We start from the raw sequence: 20472 nt of genomic DNA on the forward strand, positions 1-20472 counted from the left end.
AGTGTGCGCCGGAGGGTGCACACTATTTCTTTGTGAGAAAGGAAGATTAACATGAATCTCGTCTCATTGAAAGATATCGTTTTCGGCTATTCCCATACGCCTGTTTTAGATAAAGTATCACTTGATATTGAAAGCGGTGAGTTCGTCGGCATCACTGGACCAAACGGCGCCTCTAAATCGACGCTCATAAAGGTAATGCTCGGCATGCTGAAACCGTGGGAAGGCACAGTGACGATCAGTAAAAGGAATACAGAAGGGAAACGCCTGACCATAGGGTACGTCCCGCAGCAAATTTCTTCATTTAATGCCGGCTTTCCGAGCACGGTGCTGGAGCTTGTTCAGTCAGGCCGCTATACAAAAGGGAAATGGTTTAAACGTTTAAATGAAGAAGATCATCTTGAAGTAGAAAAAGCACTGAAAATGGTGGAAATGTGGGAGCTCCGTCATCGTAAAATCGGTGATTTATCAGGCGGACAGAAACAGAAAATCTGTATCGCCAGAATGCTCGCCAGCAACCCGGATCTGCTGATGCTGGACGAACCGACGACAGCTGTTGATTACGACAGCAGAAAAGGATTTTACGAATTTATGCATCACCTTGTGAAAAATCACAACCGCACAGTTGTGATGGTTACTCACGAACAAAACGAAGTACAGCAATTTTTAGATAAAGTGATTCGATTAGAGAGAGGAGAAAAAGGCGGATGGAAATGTTTGACTTGGAATTCATGCGACGAGCTTTTCTAGCAGGCGGCATGATCGCCGTCATGGCTCCGATACTAGGAGTGTATCTCGTTCTCAGAAGACAGGCCTTAATGGCTGACACACTTTCACATATCTCATTGTCAGGTGTTGCCATCGGCTTTTTTCTCAGCACCAATATAACCGCAGCAAGCATAGTCGTCGTGACCATCGGCGCGATCGGAATTGAATACATGCGGCGGGCGTATCGGACTTATTCAGAAGTGTCCATTGCCATCTTAATGGCAGCTGGTTTGTCCTTCGCGATGTTTTTAATCAGCCTTTCCAAAGGCACAGCCAGTATGAGCATCGATCAATACCTATTTGGATCGCTTGTGACAGTAAACCAGCAGCAGGTCTATATTATCAGTATTATCACACTGCTGATCCTGCTTTATTTTATCGTACTGAGAAGGCCGCTCTACCTGCTGACGTTTGATGAAGCAACAGCCAAAACATCGGGAATCAATACAAACGTTCTCTCGTTGTCATTCAGTATTGTCACAGGCCTTGCGATTTCAGTCATTATTCCGATCATCGGGGTCCTTCTTGTATCGGCCCTGCTCGTATTGCCGGCAGCATTCGCCATCAGAATTGCAAAAGGCTTTAACATGGTTTTCATTACAGCCATACTCATTTCATTATTCAGCGTATTTACGGGACTGACATCATCCTATCAGCTCGGGACGCCGCCAGGTCCGTCTATTACCCTGCTATTGATCGTTTTGCTATTAATCGGATTTGCAGTTCAGGGAGTTTGGACGTTTATCAAAAAAGAAGCTCAGCGCAAAAAAAGGAGCCGATAACATGAAAAGCAGTTTTCCCTAGGGAAAACTGCTTTTTTTATAGAAACAATCCGGCAAGGCGCTCATAAGATTCTTTTTTCGCCTCAAAATCAAACACATTGCACAGAACCATGATTTCATTTGTTTCGTAGCGGCCTGTGAGGTCTAACAGCTGTTGTTTGACAGTGGTTGGAGAACCGATCACCATCCGCTTTCTGTTTTCTTCTATGAGTTTTTTATCGGACGCTGTGTAGGGATAGGCTTTCGCCTCCTCGATGCTTGGCACGCGGCTGTCCAAGCCTTTTCCGACGCGAAGAAGCCACAAATCCTGGCTTAATGCGAGTTCTTCTGCCTCTTCATCTGTTTTCGCGCAAATGACAAAAATCGTAAACAGTGCGGACGGATTCGAAAAATGGGCTGAGGGCCGAAAGCTTTCCCGGTAGATGCGGAATGCATTTTCTCCTCGCTCGGGATTAATGAAATGCCCAAACACATATCCAATCCCCTGGTGCGCCGCGCGTCTTGCGCTGTTTTCACCAAGACCAAGCGCCCATAGCTCGGGTGCAGTGTCAATAAGGGGTGCCGCTTTGATTCCGGCATACGGATGGTCGGGAGGAAGGGAATCTGTTAGAAAATAAGAGACATCCTGCAGCTGTCTGTTAAATTCGGTTAAGCTTTTTTTCACCCCGTCCGTTAACGCAATCCTGGTTTTTGTCGTGCCGCCGGGGGAACGACCGACGCCGAGGTCAATCCGGTTTGGATACAGGGCCTCAAGCTGGCGAAAGGTTTCAGCCACTTTAAATGGGCTGTATTGGGGCAGAAGCACGCCGCCTGATCCGACACGAATTGTGTTTGTCTGTGCTGCGATGCGGGCGATCATGATTTCAGGCGCTGTGCTTGCCAGTCCTTTCGTGCTGTGATGCTCGGCAAACCAATAACGCTTATAGCCCCACTCTTCGCTTAATTGGGCAAGCTCAACCGAATGCTGAAGAGTTGTCACAGGGCTCTCTCCTTTAGAAACAGGTGCCTGATCAAGTATGCTTAAATGAATCAAAAGGCCGCTTCCTTTCTGTCTGTTTTTAGATGGTGACACCAGAATAGGCAAAATGACTTGCCCGCGTCAAATGGTTTGTTTAAGAAGCGCACTTTATAGCATTTGCAAATCATATATCAAATATGGAAGTTTTTTTTCGAGGTTTTTCGTCAATTATTCTTAACTTTTACGAAACTTTGATATAATAACAAACGTATATATTAGTAATTTACGGCTTATTTTCCTTGTGAGCGTAAAAATAAATGTGACTATCTTCACATTTTGATGAGTAGGAGTGAATCGTGTGGCAATTTCTTTAGAAAAAGGTCAACGAATTGATTTAACAAAAGGAAAAGCCGGTCTGTCAAAATTGATGGTCGGTCTCGGCTGGGACCCAGTGTCCTCAGGCGGAGGATTCTTCAGCAAACTGCTTGGCGGAGGCGGTCCGAATATCGACTGTGACGCTTCAGTGCTGATGCTGGAAAACGGAAAATTCACCGATAAGAAAAACCTGATTTATTTCGGCAACCTGAAAAGCCGCTGCGGCGGTGTACAGCATACAGGCGACAACCTGACGGGTGACGGTGCGGGCGATGACGAGCAAATTATGATAGATTTAGATAAAGTGCCTGCAAACATCGATAAGCTTGTATTTGTAGTAAACATTTACGATTGTGTCAGAAGAAAACAAGATTTCGGCATGATTCAAAATGCTTTTATCCGCGTAGTTGATCAATCTAATCACGAGGAAATGCTCAAGTACAATTTGAGAGACAATTACGCCGGCAGAACAAGCCTGATTACAGCAGAAATCTACCGCAGCGGCAGTGAGTGGAAGTTTGCGGCGATCGGTGAAGGCACGAACGATACGAGATTAGAAGATATTATCAGCCGATACGTATAAAAGAAAAGGAGTGGATGAAACATGACAATTTCATTGGCAAAAGGACAAAAAGTAGATTTAACAAAAACAAATCCGGGTCTTTCAAAGGTTGTTGTCGGTTTAGGCTGGGATACGAACAAGTATGACGGCGGGCACGACTTTGATCTTGACTCAAGTGTGTTTCTGTTAGACGCCGCAGGCAAATGCGCGTCACCAAACGACTTTATTTTCTACAACCAGCTTGAAGGCGGCAACGGTTCAGTCGTTCATTCAGGCGACAACCTGACTGGTGCTGGCGAAGGCGACGATGAGAATGTAAAAGTAAATCTCAGCGCTGTACCGGCAAACATTGATAAAATCTCATTTGTTATTACCATTCACGATGCAGAAGCGCGCAGCCAAAACTTTGGACAAGTATCAAACGCGTTTGTCCGCATCGTAAATGAAGAAACAAATGAAGAGCTCATCCGTTACGATCTTGCAGAAGATTTCTCTATTGAAACGGCAATCATTGCAGGGGAGCTTTACAGACATAACGGCGAGTGGAAATTCTCAGCAATCGGCTCAGGCTACCAAGGCGGCCTTGCCCGCATTGCAACAGACTACGGTTTGCAAGTCGGTTAAGACAAATACGAAGAGCAGAAAGGAGAGAGGCAGTATGGCCATTCAATTATCAAAAGGACAGCGCATTGATTTAACAAAAACAAATCCGGGACTGACTAAAGCGGTGATCGGCTTAGGCTGGGATACAAACAAGTACTCCGGCGGACACGATTTTGACCTGGATGCTTCGGCCTTTTTAGTTGATGCGCATGATAACTGCGTAAATGATCTCGATTTCGTCTTCTATAATAACCTTGAACATCCGAGCGGCGGTGTCATCCATACGGGTGACAACCGCACGGGTGAGGGCGACGGAGATGATGAGCAGATTATCGTTGATTTCTCAAAAATCCCTGCTCACATTGAGAAAATCGGCATCACAGTGACCATTCACGACGCTGAAGCACGCAGCCAAAACTTTGGACAAGTTTCCAATGCATTTGTCCGCGTTGTGGATGAAGAAACGCAGAATGAGCTTCTTCGCTTCGATTTGGGAGAAGACTTCTCCATTGAAACAGCTGTTGTCGTTTGTGAGCTTTACAGACACGGCGGCGAGTGGAAATTCAATGCAATCGGCAGCGGATTTTCCGGCGGGCTGGCTGCATTGTGCCGGAATTACGGTTTGCAAGTGTAAGCGAGTGACAAATAGAGAAGTCACCGTTTCAAATTATAGGAGGAAAAAACTTGGACTTTTTACATCATATTTTGTCTACGTATGCTTCATTTTTCGATTGGAAAATGTGGGGGGAAGTTCTGACTGATCCTGTTTCCTGGGGTTTGATCGGTTCCCTTGTTGTTCTGGAAGGCCTTTTATCGGCCGATAACGCGCTTGTTCTTGCGGTCATGGTTAAACACCTGCCGGAAAAACAGCGGAAAAAAGCGTTAACGTATGGTTTGTTTGGAGCTTATATTTTCAGGTTTATTTTCATCGGGCTCGGTATGCTTCTCATTAAATTCTGGTGGATCAAGGTGCTTGGCGCGCTTTACCTGGCTTGGCTCGTCATTAAGCACTTCTGGATAGGCGAAAAAGAAGAGGAAGCGGACGGCATGAAGAAAAACTCTTGGATGGTCCGCACGTTCGGGATCTTCTGGGCGACTGTCATTTCAGTAGAATTAATGGATCTTGCCTTCTCTGTGGACAGCATCCTGGCCGCGTTTGCAGTATCTGAAAAAGTATGGGTGCTTCTGATTGGCGGTATGCTTGGTATTTTAATGATGCGTACAGTGGCAAAAGTGTTCCTTGTGCTGATTGATAAAATTCCTGAGCTGGAAAACACAGCATTCGTCTTAATCGGCATTATCGCGCTGAAAATGGCGGGGAGCGCTTTCCATTACGAAATGCCGCACTCTGTATTCTTCATTATCATTATCGCTGCATTTGCGGTAACATTGATCATTCACTACATCAATAAACAAAAGCAGGTGCGCGAACAAACAGCCGCTTCAAAAGAAGAATAAAACAAAACAAGGAGGGAGGTTCAATGTCCTTCCTTTTTTGTTACCGAAATATCGTTTCAATGACAAACCGGAAAGGAGGATATGATGAGACAAGAAGAACTAACCATTCATAAAGCACTTCCGGCTGATGGCGATTGGAAAAGCCTGCTGTTTCAGCCATTGCCGGAGCGGGATCACTATGAAACTGCACAAGGCCTTTCTTTTTCTCGTCTTGCCGGTCAGATATTGGGCACGCCTATTGATGAGACGGACTACTATAACGAGCTGTATGAGCTGTCTGTAAACGACCGCATAACGATTTTGAGTGAAACGCTTGATAAAACAATCGAACCGGAAACATTTCAAAAGCTTCAGCATATTCATTCCATCAATCAGAAAGAAAAAGGGCTGTCAGTCAGCCGCTTTGTTGCCTTTCTGGACGGGGAAAAGCTGATTGCGAAGCACTCAAATCCCTTGATGCACCGCCATTTAAGAAAAGCGTTGATGACGCTTTTACATACCTTTGCGGACAGTCATGAAAAGGGGCTGAATCATCCTGATTTTCGCAGAGTGCTGCTTGATGTCTCGAAGTTTTCCTTAAACCATCTGAACCCTTGGCTGGAAAAAACCGATATAGAGCGGGAGATGCCGAAGGTTGTTTGGTATGGAGATGCGACGAAAAGCCAGCTCTATTTCTTATATTATCTGATGCTGGTCGGCTGTGATGTACTGCTGTTCCATCCGGCGGGAACGGATCAGCTGGCGCTTGTCGACCCGAAGCAGGAGCTCGGTTTTACGGAAAAGCTCCCGGATGTTTCGGAGCTTCAGCCGTTTCCGAAAGAAAAACCAGACCGGAAATCAACAGTGGCTTACCGCTCAACAAAGGAAATTGAACATGTGCTGAATCACGAGGAATCCATGCTATATAAGCCGTGGCAGTTCAGAGATCACACACCGGTGTCCGTTACGCTGAAAACGACCTATGATGAATTGTTTTTAATCACGAAAGAACGCGCCTTTATTCGGCCGAATTTCAAAGCTGATAAACATTCCATTGAGATTCCGAATGTATTCGCCAAAATTATGGGCGTGTCGAAAGACAATAAGGAATATTGGAACAGGCTTCATACTCTAGCGGATTATCAGGAAACAGAAATGGTCAGAAGCTTTCCATTTACAGAAGAAATAAAGTCGAACTATCAATTTCACTACAGCCACGCACTTGATCAAGAAGGGAACATTGATCCGGACAAGCTGATGGCAAGCAATGTGTGGCAGTACAAACAGCTGCCGGCGGGCGTTCAGACTGCCATTGCCAAAACGATTTCGAGAATGTGCAGGTACCCGCGGCTTAAAGCCTTGCATCAGGAACAAGTCAAGGATGTTCAAATCTATTTGTTTAAACAAACAACAAACCTGCCTGCTAATCTGCTGAAATTGATTCAAATGTTCGACTATGCGCAAACCGTTCCGAAACTCGTTTTATATCATACGGAAATGAGCGGCGGACTCACGCGTTCGGATGCTGCCGCCCTGCTGTTCCTGAATGAAATCGGAATCGATATCATCATTTATAATCCGCCCGGACACCAAGATATTGAGCAGTTTATTGAAGAGGATCAGTATGATATCCACTGGCTGGATGACATGGTGTTTCAGCAGGACTACAAAGAGCCTTCGCTTGTGAAAAGGCTCTTCAGAACCATTACCCAAAAATAAGGAGAGAAGAAAAGCATGACAACAGAAAATCAAAATCCGCTTGTTCTCGATAAAAATGAAGAGATTTCCCAGCAAAAAGCTGACGATATCCGTCTTCAGCTCCGTCAGGAACCAGAAGTGAAGCGGCTTGCTCAACAAATTGACGTCAAAAACCAAATGGAGCTGCTTGAGTACGGCAAGGAGCCGGCCGTTGAAATATCCAAGTTCTCTGACCGCATCTTGGGGATGATGAAAACAACAAGCGTGACAGACTCCGGCACAATGCTGACTCAGCTTGGGAAAATCATGGACCGCTTCGACAAAAATGATTTTGATGAGCCAAAGGGATTAATGGCGAAAATTTTCAAACGCGGCGGCAGCATGATTGAAAAAATCTTTAAAAAGTATCAGACGCTTGGCGGAGAGATTGAAAAAATCCACGTTGAGATTTCAAAATACAAAGATGAGATGACGAAGACGAACTACACGCTCGATGAAATGTATGAAAACAATATCAAATACTATATGGAGCTTGAAAAATACGTCGTTGCCGGGCAGATGAAACTGGAAGAGATGCAGTCGATCCTTCCTTCATATGAGGAAAAAGCGGCAAGCGGGAACCAGCTGGCGCAAATGCAGCTCGATACGTTGCGCAACGGCATTCAGGCGCTTGAGGAACGGGTGTATGATCTTGACATGGCACGGATGGTGGCGCTTCAAACCGCACCTCAAATCCGTCTCCTGCAGCGAGGAAATGCAAAGCTGATCGGGAAAATCAACTCCGCGTTTATCATTACCATTCCGATTTTCAAAAACGGCATTATTCAGGCTGTTACGGTAAAGCGGCAAAAGCTTGTGGCTGATTCCATGAGCGAGCTTGACCGCCGGACAAACGAGATGCTGAAACGAAATGCTGAAAACATCTCGAGCCAAAGTGTTGAAATTGCGAGAATGGCCGGCAGACCGAGCATAGATATTGAAACGATTGAATCGTCTTGGAACACGATTGTCAGCGGCATGCAGGAAACAAAACAAATCGAAGAAGAAAACAAGCGCCTCCGCGAAGACGGCGCGAGACGAATTGCCCAGCTTCAGGATAATATTAAAAAAGCAGCATTGCAGCAATAATAAAAACCCCGCTTGTGGAACATAAGCGGGGTATTTCAATTACATCATTTAGTTAATGACAATGTGTAAAGACAGGTGTAAACTTAAACGGTAATCATTTTGCATATCAGAGGTGTTGGCAATGGGAAAACAACAGCCTATATCCCAGCGTAAACTGCTGGGCGTCGCCGGTTTGGGGTGGCTGTTTGATGCAATGGATGTCGGAATATTATCGTTTATTATCGCCGCGCTCCATGTAGAGTGGAATCTGTCGCCCGAAGAAATGAAATGGATCGGAAGCGTCAATTCCATCGGCATGGCTGCGGGTGCGTTTTTGTTTGGTTTGCTTGCTGATCGAATCGGCCGCAAAAAAGTGTTCATCATCACCCTTTTATGCTTTTCCATCGGAAGCGGCATTTCCGCTTTTGTGACGAGCTTATCGGCATTTCTAATCCTTCGTTTCGTGATTGGTATGGGACTTGGCGGCGAGCTTCCAGTCGCTTCAACACTCGTTTCGGAAGCGGTTGTGCCTGAAAAGCGGGGCAGAGTGATTGTGCTTTTGGAAAGCTTTTGGGCCGTGGGCTGGCTCGCAGCGGCCTTGATTTCTTACTTTGTGATACCAAGCTTCGGCTGGCAGGCTGCCCTTCTGTTAACTGCGCTGACTGCTTTTTATGCGCTGTACCTGCGGACGAGTCTACCTGATTCGCCGAAATATGAATCGCTTTCTGCCAAAAAGAGGTCGATGTGGGAGAATGTAAAAAGCGTCTGGGCAAGACAGTATATACGGCCGACGGTGATGCTGTCGATCGTTTGGTTCTGTGTGGTGTTTTCTTATTACGGCATGTTCCTATGGCTCCCGAGTGTCATGCTGCTGAAAGGCTTCAGCATGATTCAAAGCTTTGAATATGTCCTGCTGATGACGCTTGCTCAGCTACCTGGCTATTTCTCTGCCGCATGGCTGATTGAAAAAGCGGGCCGGAAGTGGATACTCGTCGTTTACTTGATTGGCACAGCAGGAAGCGCCTATTTCTTCGGAACGGCGGATTCCTTAAGTCTTCTGCTTACGGCTGGAGTGCTGTTATCGTTTTTCAATCTCGGTGCGTGGGGCGTGCTGTATGCTTATACCCCGGAGCAATACCCGACTGCGATTCGAGCAACAGGTTCAGGAACGACAGCAGCGTTTGGAAGAATCGGCGGCATCTTCGGGCCTTTGCTCGTCGGAACCCTGGCAGCCCGTCATATTTCGTTTTCGGTCATCTTTTCAATCTTTTGCATTGCAATCTTACTTGCGGTTGCTTGTATTTTGATTATGGGGAAAGAAACGAAACAAACTGAGCTAGAATAGGAAAAGCACCTCTTAAAAGAGGTGCTTTCAGCGTGTCGACAAACCCTCGCATTCGTTGTCAGGACTGCGCTTCGGTGCTCAATGCGAAGTGGATCAACGGCTAAATTCTCAGGCGTCCTGCCTAAACGCCGTCGTCATCACATCCTGTGAATGTCCGCTCCTATGCTCGTCCTTCCTAGACTTCAAGGGTTTTCAATCACGCTGAAAAGATTTTGTCAACAATCTGAGGCACCTCTTGAATGAGGTGCTTTTTTACAATTGCGCCCGGGCTGTGGATTGGCGTTTCCCGGTTTTACTGATTGTCTGGTAGAGCGTCATAGAAAGTATGAACAGAATGGCAGTAAATCCTGTGACAGCTCCGAAATGCTGTGTGCTTTGATATAAAAAACCTGCAATACTTGTACCGACAGTGGTTCCGGCATACATAGCGGCATTGGAAAGGGAAGCGATGGTTCCTCGCGCATTTGGTGCAATGGATTGAAAGACACCCATCATTAACGGAAAGATGATGCCAGCTGTAAAGAACGTGAGAAAAAAGCCGGCTTCTACTAAAAACAAGTTTGGAAAGAACGGAAGAGCGAAATAGAGAGCGCCCATTAGCAGCATCCCGCTGATCAGTGTTTTAAACATGCCCAGCTTTTCTGAAACCCGGCTGCCGATAAGGCTCCCGAGCATATTTCCCAGTCCGAGTACAAGCATAGCTGCGCCAATTTGTGACACGGTTAAATGATAATCCGCGGAAAGCCAAGTACCCAGAAAGCTGAACGATGCGAAGTTTCCGGTTTGAAACAGAAAATAGGCAAGCAGAATGACCGATGTTTTCGGCAATGAAAAAAGCTCCCGATAGGGGTTGACAATTGATGGGCGCGCCAATGGTTCAGAAGGCCGGATGCCAGGCATGACCGCCGCCAGGATCAATAGAAGAATAAGCGAGCACGCTGACAAAACGAAAAATGGCGTATGCCATGTAAAGGAAGCGAGAAACCCTCCAATAGGAAGTCCGAGCATTTGTGAAGCGGCCAAACCTGCTGTCGCAATCCCCATGCCTTTTATGATCTGAGAAGGCTGGACAATGACTGGGATGGACGCCCAAATTTGAGGCGTCACAAACGCAGCGCTAACGCCTGCGGCAAAACGGAACAGGCACATGGCGGCAAAAGAGGGAGCGATGCCGCATAAAAATGTGGATACGATAAAGCCTGCAAGTCCCCACAGCATGACTGTTTTCCTGTTCAGCCGGTCTGAGATTGGGCCTGCAATGAAAGCGAAGAGTGCATAACCGAGTGCATAAGCACTGACCATCCAGCCTGACAAATCAGTAGAGACATGAAACTGATCCTGTAAAAGGGGGAGAAGCGGCGAAAGCAAAAAGGTATCCGTGCCAATGACAAACATGACACTGAAGAAAAGCCAAATGCGATTCAAATTTTATCACTCCTATTGTTTTATAACTTTAAAACTATGAAACAGATATGTATAGAGAAAACCCTTTGTTAGAGGGTTTCCAAAAAGCCAGGCAGGTATGTTTGAAATGTGTCTTCACGCAGACTGACGTATTTTGTCCGCGAATCTTTCCGGGTTGCCGTCAATCCCGCTTCACGCAGCGTTTTAAAATGATAAGATGCCGTGGTTTTGACAATATTGCACTTTTCACCTACTTCACCGCAGCTGAGTTCTTTTCCGCTGACATAAAGCGTACGAATAATGGCAAGCCTTGATTCATCAGACAGTGCTTTAAAAATTTGCGCTCTGATTTGATCATCTGATTGTTTCATAGTCATGAAACTATAATACATAATGGGTGTTGAAAAAGCAACTTATTTTTCCAGTAAAGGAGCAGGAAGTCATAAGAGGAAGGAGGAATTCAATTCCAATAAAAGCGTTTTCAACTAAAGGTAGGAGAAAAATCACCCGTAAAATACAATCATATAGGAGGATTACAGAGCATTTAGAAGCATAAATAAGATCATGTGGTCACATGGATGTTTATAAAGAAATGGTACAGAATAAAAGAGAATATGCTGTTTGTGTGGGAAGTTACATAAATGTTACGGTAATAAAGATTGCTTAATATGGAGGGAAAATATGAGTGTAGATGAGAAACCAATTAAGATAAAAGTCGAGAAAGTCTCTAAGATTTTTGGGAAACAAACAAAGAAGGCAGTTCAAATGCTTGCCAACGGAAAGACAAAAAAAGAGATCCTGAAAGCAACCGGATCAACCGTTGGGGTTAATCAGGCAGATTTTGAAGTATATGATGGTGAGATATTTGTCATCATGGGTCTATCAGGGAGCGGTAAATCAACTTTAGTACGGATGTTAAACCGGCTTATTGAACCGACTGCCGGAAATATTTACATTGATGGTGACATGATAACAAATATGTCAAAAGACCAGCTCCGGGAAGTCCGCCGGAAAAAAATCAGCATGGTCTTCCAAAAGTTCGCTCTGTTTCCGCACAGAACGATACTTGAAAACACAGAATACGGACTGGAGCTTCAAGGTGTAGACAAACAAGAGCGGCAGCAAAAAGCGCTTGAGTCTCTTAAGCTCGTTGGACTGGAAGGATTTGAACACCAATATCCCGACCAGCTTTCCGGCGGGATGCAGCAGCGTGTCGGCCTTGCCCGCGCGTTGACGAATGACCCGGACATCCTTCTGATGGACGAAGCGTTCAGTGCGCTCGATCCACTGATTCGTAAAGATATGCAGGATGAGCTTCTTGATCTTCACGATAATGTCGGAAAAACAATTATCTTTATTACGCATGACTTGGACGAAGCGTTGCGGATCGGCGACAGAATTGTCCTAATGAAGGACGGCAACATCGTTCAAATCGGCACGCCTGAAGAAATCCTGATGAATCCATCTAACGAATATGTTGAGAAATTCGTCGAAGATGTTGATTTGTCTAAAGTCCTCACAGCAGGCCACATTATGAAACGCGCTGAAACAGTGCGGATTGATAAAGGGCCTCGCGTAGCATTGACACTGATGAAAAACCTTGGAATATCTTCAATTTATGCAGTGGATAAACAAAAGAAATTATTAGGTGTTATCTATGCGTCTGATGCGAAAAAAGCGGCTGAGTCTGATTTGTCACTTCAAGACATCTTGAATACAGAATTTACGACTGTACCAGAGAATACGTATCTGACTGAGATTTTTGACGTTGTGTCCGATGCGAATATTCCAATTGCGGTTGTGGATGAGAAGCAAAGAATGAAAGGAATTGTCGTAAGAGGCGCGCTGATTGGCGCACTTGCCGGCAATAACGAGTATATCAACGCTGAAGGCACTGGCGAACAAACACAAGATCCTTCTGTACAGGAGGTGAAGTAAGATGGATAGACTGCCTAGAATACCTTTAGCAGATATCATTGACCGTTTTGTTGACTGGATTACGATGACGTTTGGCGGATTCTTCGACGGAATTGCAAACGGATTGGCCGCTTTTGTAAATGGAATTGTCACCGGTCTTGGATTTATTCCATCTATTTTGTTAACGATTATTTTCGCCGCACTTGCGTGGTGGATCAGTACAAGGGGAATTGCGTTATTTACGTTGATTGGATTCCTCCTGATCGATTATTTAGGATATTGGGACCCAATGCTGCAAACATTGGCGCTTGTTTTGACATCTGTGATTATTTCGATTGTGGTCGGGGTTCCGATTGGAATTTGGGCGTCTCAGAAAGAAACGGTTCGCCGTATTGTAACGCCAATTCTTGATTTAATGCAGACAATGCCTGCTTTCGTATATCTATTGCCGGCGATTTTCTTCTTTAACATCGGTGTTGTGCCGGGTGTTGTTGCATCTGTTATCTTCGCGATGCCGCCGACAATCCGCATGACTGTTCTCGGTATTAAACAAGTGCCGGCGGATCTGATTGAAGCGACTGAGGCATTCGGTTCTACAACAGCTCAGCGTTTGTTTAAAGTTCAGCTTCCGCTTGCGACAAAAACGATTTTGGCCGGAATTAACCAGAGCATCATGCTTGCGTTATCAATGGTTGTTATCGCCGCAATGGTCGGTGCACCGGGACTTGGTTCTGAAGTATACAGTGCCGTTACACAGCTGAAAACCGGGGTCGGAGTAGAGGCTGGTATCGCCATCGTTATCGTTGCCATTACCCTGGACCGTATTACTCAAAATATTAAAGTGAAGAAGAAAAGCAGGGGGAATGCCTGATGCTTAAAAAAATCATCGGCATCGGCGTTTCCGCCATGCTGGCGCTCTCACTTGCGGCTTGCGGTTCAGAAAACGATGAAAATGCATCCGCAGCAGAACAGGTGAATAAGACCATCATCGGGATTGACCCCGGTTCAGGGATTATGTCCCTGACTGACAAAGCGATGAAGGATTATGACCTGAATGACTGGACATTGATTTCAGCGTCAAGTGCTGCGATGACCGCTACGCTTAAAAAGTCATACGACCGTAAGAAACCGATTATCATTACAGGATGGACACCGCACTGGATGTTCTCCAGATATAAGCTGAAATATCTCGATGATCCGAAACAATCTTATGGCAGCGCAGAGGAAATCCATACGATCACACGCAAAGGCTTCAGCAAAGAACAGCCGAATGCCGCAAAGCTTCTGAGCCAGTTTAAATGGACGCAGGACGAAATGGGCGAAATCATGATCAAGGTGGAAGAAGGCGAGAAACCTGCCAAAGTTGCTGCTGAGTACGTGAATAAACACAAGGATCAGATTGCCGAATGGACAAAAGGCGTTCAAAAGGTGAAGGGAGACAAAATCAACCTTGCCTATGTGGCGTGGGACAGTGAGATTGCAAGTACAAACGTCATAGGCAAAGTCTTAGAAGACTTGGGCTATGAGGTAACACTTACTCAGGTAGAGGCTGGGCCAATGTGGACTGCAATTGCAACGGGAAGTGCGGATGCATCCCTTTCCGCATGGCTGCCGAATACCCATAAAGCATACGCCGCTAAATATAAAGGCAAATATGATGATATTGGCACCAGTATGACGGGTGTGAAGATGGGGCTTGTTGTTCCTCAATATATGAAAAATGTCAACTCAATTGAAGATTTGAATAAATAATGAAGAAAGCAGCCTGTAGCCAGGCTGCTTTTTTGCGTTAAGAAGCGTTAGCGGCAGCAAGTGATTCCGCCTTCTGAAATGTTTTGAGCACGGCATTCGCTAAAATGTGAATGCCGTTGAACATCGCATTTCTGTCAAAGGTCATGTGCGGATGATGGAGCCCCGGCTGGAGCCCGCAGCCTAGGCCAAGCATCGTTGTTTTCAGATTCGGCACCTTCACGGCGTAAAAATGGAAATCCTCTCCGCCGGTAGTGACAAGCGGGTCATCAAGCCGCTCAGCCCCGATGATATCTGTAATGGCTTCTGCCATGATCGCTTCAGCTTCTTTGTTTTGTGTTGCCGCAGGAAGGCTGTGTTCTTTTTGCAGCTCGATTTTTGCGCCGAATGCAGCGGCGGCCGCTTCACAGGCTCTTTCTGTTTCGGCGATTAACGCCTCCATGGCTTCATTGGTCTGTGCGCGCAAATCAAGGCTGAACGATGCTTTTCCTGGAATGATGTTAGAGCTTTCACCGCCGGCTTGAAGTTTTGTCATTTTGACGGTATGCGGGATTTGCGGGTCAATATGAATGAGTCCGAGCTTATGTACAAGAAATGCCGCAATTTCAATGCTGTTTTTCCCGAGGTGCGGACGGGCGCCATGAGCTTCTTCCCCGATGATCGTTCCCTCAATGTGCTGGCTTGATCCGTGCAGAATAGACGGAGCGCAGCGGCCGTTCTGTGTTTCCTGGATCGGACGGACGTGAACGCCATACAAATAGTCGATATCATCAAGCACGCCTTCTTCTATCATTTTCAAGGCGCCGCCGCCTTTTTCTTCTGCCGGCTGAAAGATAAAACGGATTGTGCCCTTCGGAAGCTCAGGTTGTTTTTTTAGCAGCATTAATGTGCCCAATGCCATTGTCATATGTGAATCGTGTCCGCAGGAATGGTTGGCGCGAAATGTGCCGTTAACCTCCTGCCACAGCGCGTCAATATCAGCGCGTACCGCTACAACAGGTGAGCCTGAGCCGATTTCGCCGACAACCCCGGTGCAGTCTGAAAACGTGCGCGTCCGGCACCCTAAATCCTCAAGCTTTTGTTTCAAAAATGAAGTTGTCTCATATTCCTTCCAGCTGACTTCAGGGTTCGCGTGCAGATGCTCGAAGATGTCCATAATGGTTTGTTTCATGTCTTCTGAAAGCTTTTGCATGGTAAGAAATACCTCCTTCTATCAGAATGAATTTTTACCTTCTTTACTTTATTTATATTGAAACAGGAAGATAGGCTGTATATAATATAGCACATATTGCTACTATTCAGAATAATTAATATTTTCAAACAGAGGGGATGGATCGAAATATGAGTATGCCAGCAGCCGAAACACAGCCTAAGAAAAAACGAATGACATTTAAAATGCCTGACGCCTATGTCCTCTTATTTATGATTGCTTTCATTTGCGCAATCGCTTCATATATTGTGCCGGCAGGTGAATTTGACCGCGTGACAAAGGGGGATGTCACGACCGCTGTTCCGGGAAGCTATCATTCAATTGAACAGTCTCCGGTCAGCTTGATCAGCTTTTTTACTTCTCTACAGGATGGAATGGTTGGATCAGCACCCATCATCTTTCTGATTCTATTCACAGGCGGCACCATTGCTATTCTAGAAAAAACGGGTGCCATCAATGGCCTGATTTACAATGTCATCAGCAAATTCCGCACAAAGCAATTATTATTTATTTGTATTGTCGGCGCATTGTTCTCCATTCTCGGAACAACCGGGATTGTCGTGAATTCAGTTATCGGTTTTATCCCCATCGGCCTCATTGTGGCACGATCCTTAAAATGGGACGCAGTCGCGGGAGCCGCTGTTATATACATCGGCTGCTACGCTGGATTTAACTCCACCATATTATCACCGTCACCGCTCGGTTTATCACAATCAATCGCGGAGCTCCCTCTTTTCTCAGGAATCGGCCTGCGAGTTGTGATATACATATGCTTTTTGCTGTCTTCTATTATTTATATCTATTTGTATACGAGAAAATTAAAAAAATCAAAAGATGCCAGTGTGTTAGGAACAGATTGGTTCCCTGCGGCAGGAATGGCCGAAGCCGGTAAAGAAGAAGATCAGTCAGTGCCGTTTACCGTTCGCCATAAGCTGATTTTGGCTGTGGCGGGACTCTCACTTGTCGGATTTTTATACGGCGCTTTGAAGCTTGGCTGGTCAGATTCCCAAATGGCTGCGACATTTATTTTTATTTCTGTCCTTGCCGGTTTAATAGGCGGGCTTGCGGCGAACGATATTGCCAAAACCTTCATTACGGGCTGCCAAAGTCTTGTATACGGGGCGCTGATTGTCGGGATGGCACGAAGCATTTCCGTTATCCTTGAAAATGGAAAGCTTCTCGATACTGTCGTCAATGCTTTGGCTTCACTTTTGGATGGATTCAGCCCGATTGCCGGGGCAATCGGCATGTATATCGCCAGTGCGCTGCTTCATTTTCTCATCTCTTCAGGTTCTGGCGAAGCCGTTGTATTTATTCCAATCCTGGCGCCGCTCGCTGATTTGATGGGAATCACGAGACAGGTTGCGGTGGAGGCAGTTATGCTTGGAGAAGGGGTCGTCAACTGTGTGAACCCGACATCCGGCGTTCTCATGGCGGTGCTTGCCGCCAGCGGTATTCCGTATGTCAAGTGGCTGCGGTTTATGGTGCCGCTTGCTCTGATTTGGTTCTTGATCGGGCTTGTCTTTATCGTGATCGGCGTCATGATCAATTGGGGGCCGTTTTAACGATTGCTGCCCGCCGGCTTGTACGGCGGGCTTTTGAGTTATTCATTGCAGAAGCGCAAGCTGTTATTGTAACATGTAAGCCATAAGCCATTCGTAAAAGTGCGGGAGGAAGGTCATGAATAATCTGCGTAATAGACTTTCAGGCGTGAATGGGAAAAATAAGAGAGTAAAAGAAAAAGAACAAAAAATCTGGTCGGAGATTGGGATGATAGCGGGAGCATTTGCGCTGCTTGATGTGATCATCCGCGGCATTATGTTTGAATTTCCGTTTAAAGAATGGGCTGCAAGCCTTGTGTTTTTGTTCATCATTATCTTATATTACTGCATCAGGGCTGCGGCATCCGGAATGCTCATGCCGAGAATAGACACCAAAGAAGAACTGCAAAAACGGGTGAAGCAGCAGCGAATAGAATCAATTGCGGTCGCCTTTGCGGTAGTGGTGCTTACGATGTACGACAGGGGGATTCCCCATACATTCTTCGCTTGGCTAAAAATGATTCTTCTTTTTATCGTCTGCGGCGGTGTTCTGTTTCTGCTTCGGTATGTGATTGTGAAGCTGGCTTACAGAAGAGCGGTAAAAGAAGAAATAAAAAAGAAATCATCTTGAAAAATAGATGGTTTCTTTTTTTGTTTGGAAAGCGAGGGAAGCGTTCACAGTTTCGGGCAGCTTTTTTTATAGGAACATTGATTTGTATTCACTCTGCCAAGTTGTTTTGATAGAGTGATTGTGATAATTTAAAATGTAAGCGTTAACAAAATTATCCAGTCTTCACATCAGGTTGAAAGGAGGAAGCGGAAGATTGAAGTAAGAGCGATTTTTGACTCCGAAGTAAGTCTTCAAAAAATCAAATAAGGAGTGTCAAGAATGTTTGCAAAACGATTCAAAACCTCTTTACTGCCGTTATTCGCTGGATTTTTATTGCTGTTTCATTTGGTTCTGGCAGGACCGGCGGCTGCGAGTGCTGAAACGGCGAACAAATCGAATGAGCTTACAGCACCGTCGATCAAAAGCGGAACCATTCTTCATGCATGGAATTGGTCGTTCAATACGTTAAAACATAATATGAAGGATATTCATGATGCAGGATATACAGCCATTCAGACATCTCCGATTAACCAAGTAAAGGAAGGGAACCAAGGAAATAAAAGCATGTCGAACTGGTACTGGCTCTATCAGCCGACATCGTACCAAATTGGCAACCGTTACTTAGGAACTGAACAAGAATTTAAAGAAATGTGTGCAGCCGCTGAAGAATATGGCATAAAGGTCATTGTTGACGCGGTCATCAATCATACCACCAGTGACTATGCAGCGATTTCCAATGAAATTAAGAGTATTCCAAACTGGACACATGGAAACACACAAATTAAAAACTGGTCTGATCGATGGGATGTCACGCAGAATTCATTGCTCGGGCTGTATGACTGGAATACACAAAATACACAAGTACAGTCCTATTTGAAACGGTTCTTAGAAAGAGCATTGAATGACGGGGCAGATGGATTTCGCTTTGATGCCGCTAAACATATAGAGCTTCCGGATGATGGGAGTTACGGCAGTCAATTTTGGCCGAATATCACAAATACAGCTGCAGAGTTCCAATACGGAGAAATCCTGCAGGATAGTGCCTCCAGAGATGCTGCATATGCGAATTATATGGATGTGACAGCGTCTAACTATGGGCATTCCTTAAGGTCCGCTTTAAAGAATCGTAATCTGGGCGTGTCGAATATCTCCCACTATGCATCTGATGTGTCTGCGGACAAGCTAGTGACATGGGTAGAGTCGCATGATACGTATGCCAATGATGATGAAGAGTCGACATGGATGAGCGATGATGATATCCGTTTAGGCTGGGCGGTGATAGCTTCTCGTTCAGGCAGTACGCCTCTTTTCTTTTCCAGACCTGAGGGAGGCGGAAATGGTGTGAGGTTCCCGGGGAAAAGCCAAATAGGCGATCGCGGGAGTGCTTTATTTGAAGATCAGGCTATCACTGCGGTCAATAGATTTCACAATGTGATGGCTGGACAGCCTGAGGAACTCTCGAACCCGAATGGAAACAACCAGATATTTATGAATCAGCGCGGCTCACATGGCGTTGTGCTGGCAAATGCAGGTTCATCCTCTGTCTCTATCAATACGGCAACAAAATTGCCTGATGGCAGATATGACAATAAAGCTGGGGCAGGTTCATTTCAAGTGAATGATGGTAAACTGACAGGCACGATCAATGCCAGGTCTGTGGCTGTGCTTTATCCTGATGATATTGCAAAAGCGCCTCATGTTTTCCTTGAGAATTACAAAACAGGTGTAACACATTCTTTCAATGATCAACTGACGATTACCTTGCGTGCAGATGCGAATACAACAAAAGCCGTTTATCAAATCAATAATGGACCAGAGACGGCGTTTAAGGATGGAGATCAATTCACAATCGGAAAAGGAGATCCATTTGGCAAAACATACACCATCATGTTAAAAGGAACGAACAGTGATGGTGTAACGAGGGCCGAGGAATACAGCTTTGTTAAAAGAGATCCAGCTTCGGCCAAAACCATCGGCTATCAAAATCCGAATCATTGGAGCCAGGTAAATGCTTATATCTATAAACATGATGGGGGCCGGGCAATTGAATTGACCGGATCTTGGCCTGGAAAACCAATGACTAAAAATGCAGATGGAATTTACACGCTGACGCTGCCTGCGGACACGGATACAACCAACGCCAAAGTGATTTTTAATAATGGCAGCTCCCAAGTGCCCGGCCAGAATCAGCCTGGCTTTGATTACGTGCAAAATGGTTTATATAATGACTCGGGCTTAAGCGGTTCTCTTCCTCATTGAGGGCAATGCTAGACGGGACTTACCGAAAGAAACCATCTATGATGGTTTCTTTTTTGTTCATAAATCAGACAAAACTTTTCTCTTGCAAAAGTTTGTGAAGTATTGCACAATATAAATGTGAAATACTTCACAAATAAAAAGACATCAAAG

At 45.5% G+C, this 20472-nt stretch carries 18 protein-coding genes and 1 pseudogene; 15 read left to right on the forward strand and 4 right to left on the reverse strand.

Annotated features, from left to right (window positions below):
* Positions 1-51 precede the first annotated feature (51 nt).
* Positions 52-747, forward strand: a complete 696-nt coding sequence (gene znuC, locus NSQ16_RS01655; RefSeq protein WP_014475714.1) for a zinc ABC transporter ATP-binding protein ZnuC — start codon at positions 52-54, stop codon at positions 745-747.
* A complete protein-coding gene (gene znuB, locus NSQ16_RS01660; protein ID WP_230488367.1) occupies positions 705-1547 on the forward strand; it encodes a zinc ABC transporter permease ZnuB in 843 nt (280 codons plus the stop codon). Before znuC ends, znuB begins: the two co-directional genes overlap by 43 nt.
* A gap of 37 nt (positions 1548-1584) precedes the next feature.
* Here znuB and NSQ16_RS01665 read toward each other — a convergent pair whose 3' ends face one another.
* The gene (locus NSQ16_RS01665; protein ID WP_230488366.1) at positions 1585-2580 is read right to left on the reverse strand and encodes an LLM class flavin-dependent oxidoreductase; all 996 of its coding nucleotides are present in this window, start codon (positions 2578-2580) and stop codon (positions 1585-1587) included.
* 283 nt (positions 2581-2863) lie between these two features.
* On the opposite strand from NSQ16_RS01665, the gene NSQ16_RS01670 reads away from it, so the two are divergent.
* From NSQ16_RS01670 to niaP, 7 genes are all read left to right on the forward strand, one after another.
* Entirely contained in the window at positions 2864-3463 is a 600-nt protein-coding gene (locus NSQ16_RS01670) for a TerD family protein (RefSeq protein WP_042977278.1), read from the forward strand.
* Positions 3464-3484: 21 nt separating this feature from the next.
* A complete protein-coding gene (locus tag NSQ16_RS01675) occupies positions 3485-4066 on the forward strand; it encodes a TerD family protein (protein ID WP_003234723.1) in 582 nt (193 codons plus the stop codon).
* 34 nt (positions 4067-4100) lie between these two features.
* Positions 4101-4679 carry a TerD family protein gene (locus tag NSQ16_RS01680; RefSeq protein WP_003241242.1) on the forward strand — a complete coding sequence of 193 codons (579 nt, stop codon included), beginning with the start codon at positions 4101-4103 and terminating at the stop codon, positions 4677-4679.
* Between the two features lie 50 nt (positions 4680-4729).
* Positions 4730-5503 carry a TerC family protein gene (locus tag NSQ16_RS01685; protein WP_003246458.1) on the forward strand — a complete coding sequence of 258 codons (774 nt, stop codon included), beginning with the start codon at positions 4730-4732 and terminating at the stop codon, positions 5501-5503.
* Positions 5504-5587: 84 nt separating this feature from the next.
* Entirely contained in the window at positions 5588-7201 is a 1614-nt protein-coding gene (locus NSQ16_RS01690) for a YceG family protein (RefSeq protein ID WP_003246317.1), read from the forward strand.
* Positions 7202-7216: 15 nt separating this feature from the next.
* Positions 7217-8308 (forward strand): toxic anion resistance protein, encoded by a 1092-nt coding sequence (locus NSQ16_RS01695; protein ID WP_003234715.1) that lies wholly within the window; start codon positions 7217-7219, stop codon positions 8306-8308.
* A 121-nt stretch (positions 8309-8429) separates the two neighbouring features.
* A complete protein-coding gene (gene niaP, locus NSQ16_RS01700) occupies positions 8430-9632 on the forward strand; it encodes a niacin permease NiaP (protein ID WP_003246397.1) in 1203 nt (400 codons plus the stop codon).
* Between the two features lie 252 nt (positions 9633-9884).
* Here the strand turns inward: niaP and NSQ16_RS01705 are convergent, their stop codons facing one another.
* Both NSQ16_RS01705 and NSQ16_RS01710 read right to left on the reverse strand, forming a co-directional pair.
* A complete protein-coding gene (locus tag NSQ16_RS01705) occupies positions 9885-11057 on the reverse strand; it encodes an MFS transporter (protein ID WP_003246304.1) in 1173 nt (390 codons plus the stop codon).
* Positions 11058-11125: 68 nt separating this feature from the next.
* Entirely contained in the window at positions 11126-11428 is a 303-nt protein-coding gene (locus tag NSQ16_RS01710) for a metalloregulator ArsR/SmtB family transcription factor (RefSeq protein ID WP_010886398.1), read from the reverse strand.
* 289 nt (positions 11429-11717) lie between these two features.
* On the opposite strand from NSQ16_RS01710, the gene opuAA reads away from it, so the two are divergent.
* Genes opuAA through opuAC form a run of 3 tightly spaced genes read left to right on the forward strand, consistent with a single transcriptional unit; the run spans position 11718 to position 14705 of the window.
* Positions 11718-12974 (forward strand): glycine/proline betaine ABC transporter ATP-binding protein OpuAA, encoded by a 1257-nt coding sequence (gene opuAA, locus NSQ16_RS01715; protein ID WP_024571578.1) that lies wholly within the window; start codon positions 11718-11720, stop codon positions 12972-12974.
* A gap of 1 nt (position 12975) precedes the next feature.
* Entirely contained in the window at positions 12976-13824 is an 849-nt protein-coding gene (opuAB, locus tag NSQ16_RS01720; RefSeq protein WP_003234703.1) for a glycine/proline betaine ABC transporter permease subunit OpuAB, read from the forward strand.
* The gene (opuAC, locus tag NSQ16_RS01725; RefSeq protein ID WP_003234700.1) at positions 13824-14705 is read left to right on the forward strand and encodes a glycine/proline betaine ABC transporter substrate-binding protein OpuAC; all 882 of its coding nucleotides are present in this window, start codon (positions 13824-13826) and stop codon (positions 14703-14705) included. The genes opuAB and opuAC overlap by 1 nt, the downstream gene beginning before the upstream one ends.
* 37 nt (positions 14706-14742) lie before the next feature.
* Here the strand turns inward: opuAC and NSQ16_RS01730 are convergent, their stop codons facing one another.
* Complete coding sequence (locus tag NSQ16_RS01730) at positions 14743-15894, reverse strand: M20 peptidase aminoacylase family protein (RefSeq protein WP_029317212.1); 1152 nt, start codon at positions 15892-15894, stop codon at positions 14743-14745.
* A 149-nt stretch (positions 15895-16043) separates the two neighbouring features.
* Here NSQ16_RS01730 and NSQ16_RS01735 point away from each other — a divergent pair, with 149 nt between their 5' ends.
* From NSQ16_RS01735 to amyE, 3 genes and pseudogenes are all read left to right on the forward strand, one after another.
* Positions 16044-17477, forward strand: a complete 1434-nt coding sequence (locus NSQ16_RS01735) for a YfcC family protein (RefSeq protein ID WP_029727054.1) — start codon at positions 16044-16046, stop codon at positions 17475-17477.
* 115 nt (positions 17478-17592) lie between these two features.
* A pseudogene (locus NSQ16_RS01740) lies at positions 17593-18194 on the forward strand (DUF6773 family protein).
* A gap of 148 nt (positions 18195-18342) precedes the next feature.
* Positions 18343-20322 carry an alpha-amylase gene (amyE, locus tag NSQ16_RS01745; protein ID WP_230488365.1) on the forward strand — a complete coding sequence of 660 codons (1980 nt, stop codon included), beginning with the start codon at positions 18343-18345 and terminating at the stop codon, positions 20320-20322.
* The last annotated feature ends 150 nt before the right edge of the window (positions 20323-20472 follow it).

Origin of the sequence: Bacillus sp. PS108 (assembly GCF_037963335.1) — a bacterium.
Lineage (GTDB): Bacteria > Bacillota > Bacilli > Bacillales > Bacillaceae > Bacillus > Bacillus subtilis.